Origin of the sequence: Streptomyces sp. NBC_00299, assembly GCF_036173045.1 — a bacterium.
GTDB classification, from domain to species: Bacteria; Actinomycetota; Actinomycetes; order Streptomycetales; family Streptomycetaceae; genus Streptomyces; species Streptomyces machairae.
In genome coordinates, this window is sequence record NZ_CP108039.1 from 8933166 (window position 1) to 8944986 (window position 11821).

Annotated in this window: 9 protein-coding genes; 4 read left to right on the plus strand and 5 right to left on the minus strand. The window is 70.9% G+C overall.

What is annotated here, in order from left to right; all coding sequences use genetic code 11:
• The first annotated feature begins 96 nt into the window (after window positions 1-96).
• Entirely contained in the window at window positions 97-594 is a 498-nt protein-coding gene (locus tag OHT51_RS39675; protein ID WP_328883748.1) for a hypothetical protein, read from the plus strand.
• Window positions 595-605: 11 nt separating this feature from the next.
• Here the strand turns inward: OHT51_RS39675 and OHT51_RS39680 are convergent, their stop codons facing one another.
• Window positions 606-2621, minus strand: coding sequence for an N-acetylmuramoyl-L-alanine amidase (locus OHT51_RS39680; RefSeq protein WP_443052662.1), 2016 nt, complete (start codon window positions 2619-2621; stop codon window positions 606-608).
• Between the two features lie 170 nt (window positions 2622-2791).
• Complete coding sequence (locus OHT51_RS39685; protein WP_328883750.1) at window positions 2792-3937, minus strand: aminoglycoside phosphotransferase family protein; 1146 nt, start codon at window positions 3935-3937, stop codon at window positions 2792-2794.
• Between the two features lie 246 nt (window positions 3938-4183).
• Between OHT51_RS39685 and OHT51_RS39690 the strand changes: the two genes are divergently transcribed.
• Window positions 4184-5680 (plus strand): DNA-binding protein NsdB, encoded by a 1497-nt coding sequence (locus OHT51_RS39690; protein WP_328883751.1) that lies wholly within the window; start codon window positions 4184-4186, stop codon window positions 5678-5680.
• A gap of 12 nt (window positions 5681-5692) precedes the next feature.
• Here the strand turns inward: OHT51_RS39690 and OHT51_RS39695 are convergent, their stop codons facing one another.
• Window positions 5693-7123 carry a PP2C family protein-serine/threonine phosphatase gene (locus OHT51_RS39695; RefSeq protein ID WP_328883752.1) on the minus strand — a complete coding sequence of 477 codons (1431 nt, stop codon included), beginning with the start codon at window positions 7121-7123 and terminating at the stop codon, window positions 5693-5695.
• 434 nt (window positions 7124-7557) lie between these two features.
• On the opposite strand from OHT51_RS39695, the gene OHT51_RS39700 reads away from it, so the two are divergent.
• Window positions 7558-7971 (plus strand): SsgA family sporulation/cell division regulator, encoded by a 414-nt coding sequence (locus tag OHT51_RS39700; protein WP_328883753.1) that lies wholly within the window; start codon window positions 7558-7560, stop codon window positions 7969-7971.
• 71 nt (window positions 7972-8042) lie between these two features.
• Here OHT51_RS39700 and OHT51_RS39705 read toward each other — a convergent pair whose 3' ends face one another.
• Both OHT51_RS39705 and OHT51_RS39710 read right to left on the minus strand, forming a co-directional pair.
• The gene (locus OHT51_RS39705; protein ID WP_328883754.1) at window positions 8043-9140 is read right to left on the minus strand and encodes a baeRF3 domain-containing protein; all 1098 of its coding nucleotides are present in this window, start codon (window positions 9138-9140) and stop codon (window positions 8043-8045) included.
• A 65-nt stretch (window positions 9141-9205) separates the two neighbouring features.
• Entirely contained in the window at window positions 9206-10825 is a 1620-nt protein-coding gene (locus OHT51_RS39710) for an alpha/beta hydrolase (RefSeq protein WP_328883755.1), read from the minus strand.
• 271 nt (window positions 10826-11096) lie between these two features.
• Here OHT51_RS39710 and OHT51_RS39715 point away from each other — a divergent pair, with 271 nt between their 5' ends.
• Window positions 11097-11747, plus strand: a complete 651-nt coding sequence (locus OHT51_RS39715; RefSeq protein WP_328883756.1) for a chaplin — start codon at window positions 11097-11099, stop codon at window positions 11745-11747.
• Window positions 11748-11821: the final 74 nt, after the last annotated feature.

The window sequence follows — 11821 nt, forward strand, 5'->3', positions numbered from 1 at the left end:
GGATCGCTCGGGAACCCCCCGCCGACGGGCCAGGGAGCACGCCTCGAACCCATGCCCGCACGTCACGCGACAGGCCCGGCCACGTACCATGGCGACATGTCGTTCCTCCGCCGCCGCAGCGCCACGCCCGCCGGGCCCGACTTCGACGTTCTGGCCATGGACCCGGGCGACTGGCCCGGCAACCTGGGCGCCGGGCTGCTGCCCGCCCCCGACGGCAGCTGCCAGGGCGTTTTCCTGCGCTACGACCTCTTCGGCGGCCGCGGCCCCGCGATGATCATCGGCAATCTGCCGGAGGGCTCTCCCGCCCGCGAGGTCGACGAGGACGAGATCCCGTTCGAGGTCGCGCAGCTGCTGCTGGCCCTGGAGAACGACGAAGAGGTCACCGTGGTCGGCAGCGAGGACGTGCCGGTGATGCAGGGCGACAACCTCCTGATCGTGCGCCGCCTGAAGCTCTCCGAGAGCCGGATCTCCTGCGTCCAGTTCGACCGCAGCGACAACGTCCTGGTCACCATCGCCGCGTGGGACCGCCCCATCACGGACGACCTGTACGCCCTCCTGAAGCCACTGCCCGCGGAGCTCTTCCAGCAGGGCTGAATCGGCCCCGGCTACGAGCCCGAGGACAGCTCCCGCACGTCCGCCGCCCGCACGTACGCCACCCGGTGCCCGAACTGGATCTCGTAGTACATGTCCTTGCCGGTCACGACCCGGTGCGAGGCCGTGTCGAAGCTGACCGCGTAGTAGTACTCACCGGGCACCTTGGCCCCGACCACGTACCTCTGGCCCGCGGGCAGCGTGTACGGCAGCGGCGACACCGCCTGGGCCGGCACCCCCGACGGATAGGCGGAGGCCTCGGGATAGGCGCGTCCGTACACCGGCACGCTCTTGACGCCGTCCTTGGGCGTCACGACGAGGCCGGCCGCGTGCACCGCGGTCGGTTTCGTCGCCGGGTTCTTGAACCAGGCCTTCTGGCCCAGGTACCAGATCGCCGTCCAGTCGCCGTCCCGGCCGGCGACCGCGTACTGCTGGCCGGTCGAGACCCGTGACGACAGGTCGTTGACCCCGGTGGTCGGGGCCGACCCCAGGCCGATGTCCTTGACCAGGGGATACGACTCACCCGGCCCGGAGTACAGCCGCACCGCGCTCGAACCGTGGTCCGCGCACGGCCGGCCCGCGGACACACAGCCCGTGAACGCGGGCCGGTTGGTCGCGTAGTCGGGGCGGATCGTCACCAGGCCGCCGTTCGGGCCCGCGGTGGGCACCAAGGGCCGGCCCAGCAGCTCGAAGTAGTGCCGCCAGTCCCAGTACGGGCCCGGGTCGGTGTGCATGCCACCGATCGTCGACGAGGTCGGACCCGGCACGGTGTCGTGACCGAGGATGTGCTGCCGGTCCAGCGGGATGTCGTACTTCTTCGCGAGGTACGTCACGAGCCGTGCGGAGGACCGGTACATCGCCTCCGTGTACCAGGCGTCCGGCTTCGCCAGGAAGCCCTCGTGCTCCAGGCCGATCGACTTGGCGTTGATGTACCAGTTGCCCGCGTGCCAGGCGACGTCCTTGGCCTTCACGTGCTGGGCGATGTGGCCGTCGGTGGAGCGCAGTGAGTACTGCCATGACACATAGGTCGGGTCCTGCACCATCTCGAGGACGCCCTCCCAGGCGCCCTCCGTGTCATGGATGACGATGTTCTCGATCTTCTGGGAGGCCGGCCGGTTGCCCAGGTCGTGGTTGCCGTAGTCGCTGTCGCCGAACTCCTCGTACGGCGCCGGGATCCACTCGCAGGACACCGTGGGCGGGCACTCGGTCTCGGCGGCACCGGGCTTGCGCAGCCCCGCCCGGCGCAACTGCCCGGCGTCGGGGGAGAGGCCCGGATGGGCGGCCAGGGCGACCAGTTGCCCCGCGTCCGTGTGGCGCTCCTGGCCGGTGCGCATCACGTCGTAGACGTCGTTCGCGTACGCCGCCCCGGCCGCACTGTCGTCGGCGCCGGCGAAGCGGGCCACCGCGCCGTACCACTCGGCCGGGTCGGAGCTCAGCGGTTCGCCCAGCTCCTGCTGCGCGGCGGCGAGCAGGGCGGCGCCGCCGGCCACGTTCGCTGCCGGGTCCGTCCGCAGCCGCTGCGCGCTCAGGCCGGTCAGTTCGGCCGCCTTCGGCAGCGTCCTGAGGCGCGCCGGGATCCTGGCCGGCTCCGGCAGCTTCGCCTTGGGGAGCAGGGGCGCGCGGGCGCTGTCGCCGCGCGCGTCCTCCGAGCCCTCGCTGTGGTGCGGCGGCGTCTCGGCAAGGGCGGTGCGGGCGTCGGTGAGGTGCATCGGGCCGTAACCGCCGGTCACACTGGGCGCGCCCTGGTGGGAGTCCCAGCGGGACTGCAGGTAGGAGACGCCCAGCAGGACGCTCTGCGGCACGTGGTACTCGGCGGCGGCGGACGCGAAGGCCGACTGCAGACCGTTCTCCGAGCTCCCGGCGTCGGACGGCGCCGCGCCGAGCAACGGGAACAACAGTGTCGCAGCTGCCAAGGCGGTGACGGATCCTCGCAAGGGAGCCTCCAGGGACGGTCGGGCGCGATGAGCCGTGCGGGGGCCGGGCGTGCGTCTGTGGTACCGGCTGTCCGACGATCCGTCAATCATGCCCATGCTGAGGCGAATTCCCTTGTCAACCGGGATTCCCGGGAGTTTCGTCGTGGCGGTCTTCCTGGCCTGCGGGGCGTCAGTGGTGTACCCCAATGGGGCCGCCGGCGGGCCGTTCATACGAAAGCCCGCGGTACGCCGCTGTCTCCAGGGCGCACCGCGGGCCACCGTCCCCGTCAGCGAGTGCCGACCGCCGCGCGCACGGCCCGTCGGGCCAGTTGGCAGTCGTCGTGCAGCCGCCTCAGCAGCAGCCGCTGTTCCTCGCCGGACGGCGCAGCACCCGGGTGGGCCACTCCCGGTGCCGCCGGGGTCGGAGCGTCGTGCATCGAACGCTGCACGGCCGTCTCGTAGGTACGGATCTCACGGGTCAGCACGAGCATCAGGTTCACCAGGAACGCGTCCCGTGACGCCGGACCCGCCGACTGGGCGATCTGGCTGATCTGCCGCCGGGCCACCGGCGCATCCCCGAGCACCGACCACAGCACCGCCAGGTCGTACCCCGGCAGGTACCAGCCCGCGTGCTCCCAGTCCACCAGCACTGGACCGGCCGGTGAGAGCAGGATGTTCGAGAGCAGCGCGTCGCCGTGGCAGAACTGGCCCATGCCCTGCCGGCCCGCGCTCGCCGCGATGCCGTGCAGCAGCTTCTGCAGATCCCCCAGGTCCCGGTCGGTGAGCAGGCCCAGCTCGTGGAACCGGGAGATCTTGGTCGCGTAGTCCAGCGGCGCGTCGAACGTCCCCGCAGGCGGTCGCCACGCGTTGAGCCGGCAGATCGCGCCGAGCGCCGCCCTGATGTCCGCACGCGGTGGCGTCTCCAAGGGGTGGCGCTGCAGCGCCGCCACCCGGCCCGGCATCCGCTCGATGACGAGGGTGCAGTTGTCCGGATCCGCTGCGATCAGTCTCGGCACGCGCACCGGAGGGCGGTGCCGGACGAACGAGCGGTATGCCGCTATTTCGTGGCGGATCCGCTCCGACCACTCCGGGGAGTGGTCGAGTAAACACTTGGCGACGGCCGTGCTGCGCCCGGTCGTGCCGACCAGGAGGACGGACCGCCCGCTGCGGCGCAGCACCTGCACCGGAGCGAACTCCGGGCAGATCCGGTGCACCGACGCGATCGCGGTGCGCAGCTGGGCGCCCTGAGGGCCGGACAAGTCGAGTCTCCCGCTGAGCGGTTGAGTGCCGAGCCCCGCGGCGCGCGGCGGCCGGCCCGCGCCGAGCACGGGGGCTGACGCCGGCCGCGCGGGGGCGAGGTAGGGGCCGCTGCCCGCCGGGCGGGAACGTAGCGACCGGGGCGGGGCGGACACGGAGGACGATGCTGCGTACATGGGAGAAACAGATCCCTTCGTGTGCCTGCGACGACAATGCGCTGCCCGATCCGGCCGCCCGGGTGCACCCTGGGGAATGCACCAGCCATATTCCAAAGGGCGACCGGGTCGGGGTGGCGCGTTCCTACCTGACACCCGATGCGCAGTGGCACACCATGTGGCGCACCCTGGCGAACCCTGGCGAATAGTCGCCCGGCATCTTTCACCGGGCTACTGTCAACTCAGCCGAGAACCTGGGGGCTTGACGTGAGCGGAGAACCCAACACCCGCCTATCGGACCTGTTCGGCCTGGCCGGCTGGTCCAAGGGCGAACTCGCGAGGCTGGTCAACCGGCAGGCGGCGGCCATGGGCCACCCCCAGCTGGCGACCGACACCTCGCGGGTGCGGCGGTGGATCGACATGGGAGAGATCCCGCGCGATCCGGTGCCGCGGGTGCTGGCGGCCCTGTTCACCGAGCGTCTCGGCCGTGTCGTGACCATCGAAGACCTCGGTCTGGTCCGGCACGGGCGTACGGGGAAACGGCAGGACGGCGGGAGCATCGAGCATCCCGACGGTGTGCCGTGGGCGCCCGAACGGACCGCCGCGGTCCTCACCGAATTCACGGGAATGGACCTCATGCTCAACCGACGCGGCTTGGTGGGCGCGGGTGCCGCGCTCGCCGCGGGATCCGCACTCAGCAGCGCCATGCACGACTGGCTGCGCACCGACCCGGCCCTCAAGGCCGACGCCCCTCAGTTCGACGACCCCCTGCACGCCGACCCCGCCGGGTTCGACCGCTACGAGGCCGCCCCCATCGGGTCGCAGGAGATCGAGGAACTGGAGCGCTCGGTCGAGGTGTTCCGGGCCTGGGACGCGGCCCGCGGCGGCGGGCTGCAGCGCAAGGCAGTCGTAGGACAACTCAACGAGGTGGGCGGCATGCTCGCCTACCATCACCCCGAACATCTCCAGCGGCGCCTGTGGGGCGTCGCCGCCAACCTCGCCGTCCTCGCGGGCTGGATGTCGCACGACGTCGGCCTGGAGCCCACGGCCCAGAAGTACTTCGTCATCGCCGCCCACGCGGCCCGGGAGGGCGGCGACCGGCCCCGCGCCGGGGAGGCGCTCTCCCGAGCGGCTCGCCAGATGGTGCACCTCGGCCGGCCCGACGACGCACTCGATCTCATGAAACTCGCCCAGTCCGGCTCCGGCGACGAGGTGCTGCCGCGCACCCGGGCCATGTTCCACACCATCGAGGCCTGGGCACAGGCGTCGATGGGCAAGGGTCAGGCCATGCGCCGCACTCTGGGGCAGGCGGAGGACCTCTTCGTCTCCGACAAGAGCGACGTGCCGCCACCGAGCTGGATGCAGACCTTCAAGGACGAGGATCTGTACGGCATGCAGGCCCTGGCCTACCGCACGCTGGCCGAGTTCGAGCCGGGCGCAGCTGCCCACGCCCAGCACTTCGCGGAGAAGGCCCTGGCCCTGCGCGTCGACGGGCGCGAGCGGTCGAAGATCTTCGACCATCTGTCCATGGCGTCCGCCTGCTTCATCGCGGACGACCCCGAACAGGCCGACCGTTACGCACGACTGGCCCTGATGGCGATGGGCTCCAACTCCTCCGGCCGCACCTGGGACCGGCTGCGCCAGATGTACCGACTCACCGCCGAGTACTCCAGCTACCCGAAGATCCACGAACTGCGGGAGGAGATCCAGTTGGTGCTGCCCAAGGTGAAGAAGTCGGGCGGCGGCAACAGCGCACGGGCGTAAGGCGCCGGAGTTCTAGGACGTCACCCTGACCACGAGCACACAGGCATTGTCCTCACGCTCACTCTCACCGAACTCCTCGATGACCAGCCGTACGCAGTCCTGTGCGGTGCCTGCCTCGCCGATGCGGGGGCCCAGGCCGAGGAGGCTGTTCACGGAGTCCGCCGCGCTGTGCCCCGGCACCAGTCCGTCGGTGTGCAACAGGAGCACGTCGCCCACCTCGAGGGCCTCTTCGGCCTGCGCGTAGACGGCACCCGAGGTGGCTCCGAGCAGGACGCCGTCCGGCGCGTTCAGCCTGCGCCCCGTCCCGTCGCGGAACAGCAGCGGGGCGGGGTGTCCGGCCTGCGCCCAGACCAGGGTGCGGGTCTCGGGCCGGTAGCGGCAGCAGACGGCACTGCCGAGAGCCGGCTGGACGGTGGCGTCGAGTAACTGGTTGAGCCAGGACATCAGTTGGCCCGGCTGGGTGCCGGCCATCGCCATTCCCCGTACGGCCCCCAGCAGGGTGGCCATGCCAGAGGCCACGGCGACGCCGTGCCCGGTGAGGTCGCCGACACTCAACAGCGTTTCGCCGTCGGCCAGTTCGAGCGCGTCGTACCAGTCGCCGCCGATCAGCGCGCTCGTCGACGCCGGCAGGTGCCGGGCCGCGAGGTCCAGTGTCCGGGGGCCTTGGTGCGGGAGCCGCAGGGAGCCACGCCACGGCGGTAGCACGGCTTCCTGCAGCTCGACCGCGAGCCGGTGCTCGGTCTGTGCGTGGTGCCGGTCGTGCTGGAGCGAGTCACGGGTCTCGCTCACCGCACGCCGGCAGCGGCGCAGTTCGCTGACGTCCCGCAGCACGGCCCACATCGAGGCGGTGCTGCCGTCAGTGTCGAGCACGGGCTCGCCCATCATGTGCACGGTCCGGGCCTCGCCGTCCGGCCGTACGATCCGGAACTCCCCGTCGATGGGCTTGGCGTCGATGAGGCAGTCGGTGACCATTGCGGTCAGCCTCGACCGGTCCTCGTCGAGCACCAGGGACGGCAGCTCGTCAAGGGTGAGAGGGGGAGCGCCGGGGTCGCGCCCCAGGATCTCGTAGAGCTCGCCGGACCAACTGGCCTCGTCCGTCAGCAGGTTCCACTCCGCGCTGCCGACCCGGCTGAGCAGCGAGCCGCGCCGGGGAGCCGACGGCACGGCCCGGGCCATGGGCGCGGCTTCGGGCGCCGGGGAGGCGAGGGCCGGGCCGTCCCGCAGCTGGGCCAGGTGCTCGTCGAGGTCGTTGAGGTGGTGCAGCGCGAGGTCGCACAGCGCCCGCTGCCACCGCTCCTGCGGGTCCGAGCCGTCGCTCTGCGTGTCCCGCCGCACGGCGTCGACGTCGCCCTTGAGCCGCCGCGTCTGCGTTATCAGCGCGTCGACCGAGCCGCGTCCGGGCGGCTGAGCGGCGGGGCGGTCCGCAGAGAGATGGGACGGCATGACGCACTCCGATGCGGGGACGGTACGACCAAGGATGACGGAAGGACCGTTACGACTGTCGCACAGCCGACGACGCCCTGTAAGGGATTTGGCAACACCCGATTCGGTGGTGCGTCCGGCATATGTCAGAGTCTCCACGGAGAGCCCATCCGATACGGATGGTGTACGTCACCGGATGGGTCAAGTCGTAGGCGGCGTACGCCACTTGGCGGTCTGCGTAGGCCATTGTACGGCGGTCATTCGAGTGTTCGACGGTCGCATGTTCTATGGGTGGAGCGGTGACGGGTACCCCGCGCGGGGTTGCACTCATCGGTAGTGATGCAGGTCACAAAAATGATGTCCACTTGGACGTAATGCGAAGGGCACTTGCGGGGTCGTAAGAGGACAGCGGCAAAAAAACGAGCCCGATCGCCGACCCGCAGGGGAGACCGCCCATGGACATCGCCCTCGAGCAGCCCGCCCACGCCCGTCTGATCACCGGCGACGAGCGCGAACTGTCCGTGCCCGCCAAGCTGCGCTACGCCTCCACGGACCCGCTGGCGGTGTACATCGACTTCCCGGGCGACGTCTCCCTCGATGGTCACGGTGCCACCTGGACCTTTGCGCGCAGCTTGCTGGAGGCGGGGCTGGGTGGGGCCGCCGGGGACGGGGACGTGCACATCTGGCCGTGCGGCGAGGAGCGCACGGTCGTGGAGCTGCACTCGCCCTACGGCATGGCCCTGCTCCAGTTCGACACCGCAGCCCTCAAGCGCTTCCTGCTGCGGACGTACGCGGTGGTCGCGTCCGGCGAGGAGGACCTCGGGGCGGTCGTGGAACGTGGCCTGAGCGCGCTGTTCGGCAGCGTATGAGGTGAGCGCTGCGCGGCAGCGTGCGAGGAGGCGAACGGGGCCGCCGCTGTGCCTCCTCGCACGCTCCGGCGTCAGTACCGCAGCACGCCCGCGATTCCCTGGGCCCCGCTCAGCGTGCCGTCCGGCACGAAGCGGACCTCGGCGCCGGTCTCCAGACACTGCTCGACGATCTCGTCCACGATGTCCTCGCGGGCGTCGAGGTCGCCGCTCTCCGCCGGGATCAGATGGTCGCCGTCCTCGCCGCGCACCGTCACGCGGTAGTTCTCCTCGACGGCCAGCAGTCGCACCCGGCCCTCGCGCGCGCTGCGCCACACCTCGTCGACTCCGGCGGCGAACGCCTTCCGGCCGAGGGCGGTTTCGAGTTCCCGGGCCAGGGCGTCGGTCCCTCTGCGGTCCTCGGCGGCGATGACCGGCCGGACCGCCTGCCACACCGCCTCGCGGGTGCCGTGCGCGAGCCCGCCGTGGGGGACGTGCACGGCGGATTTGGTGATGCCGCCGATCTCGTCCAGCAGGGCCAGCGCGGCCGGCTCGCCGGTGACGTACAGCTGTCCTGGGTTGTGCTGCAGGACTTCGCCCAGCGCGGAGTCCGCCTCCTTCAGGAAGTGGCGGGTGTCCTCGTCGCGGAACTTGCTCGGCACGTCGCCGATCCGTTCCTGGCGCTCCGCGTCGAAGTTCTGGATGTCCCGGGTCAGCGGGAAGCCGCCGACTCGGGCATCGGTGACTCGGTCCAGAGCGCCGTGCCACAGGGTGACGCGGTCCGTGGAGACCGAGAGCACCCAGAACGGCCGCTCGGCGGCCTGCGCGGAGACGAGGTTGCGGGTCAGGAAGGTGTCCGAGAGCACTACCCGCTCGGGTACGGTGCGAGCGACCGACCACACCTGGTGCTCGCCCGGAGCGGCGAAGATCACCAAGCCGTCCTCGGCGTGCGTCAGATCGATCTCGGAGAGGGCCTGGTCGAGCTGCCGTTCGACGTCGACCCGGCGCTCGCGGGTGACCGAAGGATCGGCCTCCAGCTGTTTCTTGGCCTTGGCCACGACATTGCGCAGCCGGACCTGGTCCTGGGCCCGATAGGGCTCCCGGGGATGCGTGGGCGTCAGCACGGACACGGCCGGATAGGGGCGCGGGCGCCGCAGCTCGGTGAGGGTCGTGGGACTGAGTGCGTGCTCCATAACAGCACGATAGGACCGATTCACCGATCGGGCATTAGGGGCAATCCATCACCCCCGCCCGGGATCTACTCCCGGCGCTCCTCGGGCCCGCACGAGCTGCCGTCCGCCGGCAGCGTGCCGTAGAGCAGGAAGGCGTCGACCTTGCGGTGCACGCACTTGGAAGAGGCGTATCCGGTGTGGCCGCTGCCCTTGTTGTCGAGAACCACGGCCGACGAGCCGAGTCGCTTCGCGGTCTCCTCGGTCCAGCGGTACGGCGTCGCCGGGTCGCCGCGGGTGCCCACGAGAAGCATCTTCGGCGTGTCCACGTCCTTCACGTCGTCGCGTATGAAGTCCGTGCCCTTGGGGCGGCCGTAGCACATCAGCACCCCGGTGAGCCGGAACGGGCCGAAGACCGGCGACGCCTGCTCGTACTTCGCTCGCAGGCCGTCGAGACCGTCGACGATCTGCTTGCCGGTGGGGCGGTCGGGGTCGTCCGCGCAGTTGATCGCCATCAGGGCCGCGGGGAGGTTGTCGAGGGGCACGTCCTCCTCGTCGACCAGGCCGCCGTCGGGCTCCTCGGTCTCCTCGGGAGCGCCGGTCTCCTCGGGGTCGCCGGTCTCCTCGCGCCGCCAGGGCGAGGCACCGCCGGACGCGAAGGCCTCGATGGCGTGGGTGTCGCCGTCCTCGACCAGCGAGGCCAGGGCCCGCTCCAGGGAGGGCCACATCTCCTCGCTGTAGAGCGCCTGTCCGATGGCGCCGACAAGGTCCTGGCCGGTGAACGGCTCGCCGAACGCCGACGGCACCGGGTTCTCGTCCATCGAGTCGACGAGGCGTACGACCTGCTTGCGGGCCTCGCGTGCGTCCTGCCCGAACGGACAGGCGATGTCCTGCACACACCAGTTGATGAACTCGTCCAGCGCCTGCTGCTGCCCCTTGGCGCTCGCCACGCCCTGTTCGGTCAGCGACTCGGTCAGCGTGTCCACGCCGTCGAGCACGAACCGGCCGACCTTGTCCGGGAACTGGGCGGCGTACACCGAGCCGAGCCGTGTGCCGTAGGAGAAGCCCAGGTAGTTGAGCTTCTTGTCGCCGAGGGCCTGGCGCATCACGTCCATGTCGCGCGAGGCGTTGATCGTGCCTATATAGGGGAGGACGGGGCCGGAGTGCCGGGCGCACGCGTCGGCCGCCTTCTTCAAGTGGGCGAGGACGGACTCCGGATCGCGGCCGAGTTCGGTGCCGTCCTCGGACATGTCGATGTTCTCCTCGCCGTCCCCGCAGCTGACCGGCGAGGACCTGCCGACGCCGCGCGGATCGAACGTCACGATGTCGTAGCCGTCCGTCAGCTCCATGAACTCCTTGCCGCCGGTGGCGAACTGGGGGATGCCCGCGCCGCCCGGCCCGCCGAAGTTCACCAGTACCGAGCCCTGCTTCTCGCCCGTGGCCCGGTAGCGGGCGAGCGCCAGGTCGAGCGTCCCCGCCTTCGGGCGGGCGTAGTCGAGAGGGACGGTGACCTTGCCGCACTGCATGTCCTTCGGCAGCCCCTCGCCCGGACACTTCCCCCAGGTGACCTTCTGCCGGTAGAACCGCGTGAGGTCGGGTTCGGGGCTGTCCGTGGCCGCCGGCAGGCCCGTGCCGAGCAGGGCCAGGCCGACCGCGCCGGTCACCGCGCAGCGGCGCAGCACGGGCCGCGTTGACAGGTGGGCAAGCATCGATGCCTCCAGGGACGCCCGTCGCGGACCGGTGAATGGCGTCCTGGCTCACGATAGGCGGGCCCCGGAATGCACGCCTCCGGACGTGCGGGACCGCCCGTGCGGGCGTACTCTGTGCACCTTTCGTTGCCGGTGGAAGTTTTTACCGCTAGTTCGACAACCCTGACGCTCGATGGGGTGAATGGCCGATTAGCCATAACTCGGATGGTTCGCCTGCGTTTTATCCGGTGCGGGTGAGTGCCCGCGACCATGTCTGGAAGGCAGGGAACCTATGAGACGGGTTACCCGATACGGTGTGATCGCCGTCGCCGCCTCGGGCGCGATGGCTGTGACGTTCCCGGCGTATGCCGACTCCGCGGCGGATGGTGCCGCGGCCGACTCGCCGGGGCTCCTCTCCGGCAACACCGTTCAACTGCCGGTGCATGTGCCGGTGAACGTGTGCGGGAACACCGTGAACGTGGTGGGGCTGCTCAATCCGGCCGTCGGCAACACCTGCGTCAATGAGGACGGTGGTGGCAAGAAGCGTGCGGCGTCGCACAGCGGGGCTTCGGCTCAAGGCCGCGGAAAGGATTCGCCGGGCATCGCGTCCGGCAACGTCGTGGAGCTCCCGGTTCACCTCCCGGTGAACGTCAGCGGGAACAGCGTGAACGTGGTCGGGGTCGGTAATGCGGCGATCGACAACGAGTCGGTGAACGGTCCACGCCCTTCCGGCACCACGAAGCCGGCGCCAAAGCCGGCCCCGCCCCGGGCGCACCAGCCCCGGCCGGCCCCGCCCGCACCCGTCCCGCAGGGGGAGCCCGAGGGCGCCCTCGCCCAGACGGGTGCGGACCAGGCCCTCGCGGCGGCAGCGGCGGGCGGCACGCTCCTCGTAGTGGGCGGAGCCGTGCTGTACCGGCGCTTCCGCCCGCAGGCGGTGAGCTGACCCGCGCCTCGCGCGCGGCAGGGAAGGCCCCACCCGACGGGCGGTGGGGCCTTCGTCATGCGCACATCCGTCCG

Coding starts and splice junctions, on each gene's coding strand:
- OHT51_RS39675 (WP_328883748.1), top strand. CDS start 97: ATGTCGTTCCTCCGCCGCCGCAGCGCCACGCCCGCCGGGCCCGACTTC.
- OHT51_RS39680 (WP_443052662.1), bottom strand. CDS start 2,621: ATGGGCATGATTGACGGATCGTCGGACAGCCGGTACCACAGACGCACG.
- OHT51_RS39685 (WP_328883750.1), bottom strand. CDS start 3,937: ATGTACGCAGCATCGTCCTCCGTGTCCGCCCCGCCCCGGTCGCTACGT.
- OHT51_RS39695 (WP_328883752.1), bottom strand. CDS start 7,123: ATGCCGTCCCATCTCTCTGCGGACCGCCCCGCCGCTCAGCCGCCCGGA.
- OHT51_RS39700 (WP_328883753.1), top strand. CDS start 7,558: ATGGACATCGCCCTCGAGCAGCCCGCCCACGCCCGTCTGATCACCGGC.
- OHT51_RS39705 (WP_328883754.1), bottom strand. CDS start 9,140: ATGGAGCACGCACTCAGTCCCACGACCCTCACCGAGCTGCGGCGCCCG.
- OHT51_RS39710 (WP_328883755.1), bottom strand. CDS start 10,825: ATGCTTGCCCACCTGTCAACGCGGCCCGTGCTGCGCCGCTGCGCGGTG.
- OHT51_RS39715 (WP_328883756.1), top strand. CDS start 11,097: ATGAGACGGGTTACCCGATACGGTGTGATCGCCGTCGCCGCCTCGGGC.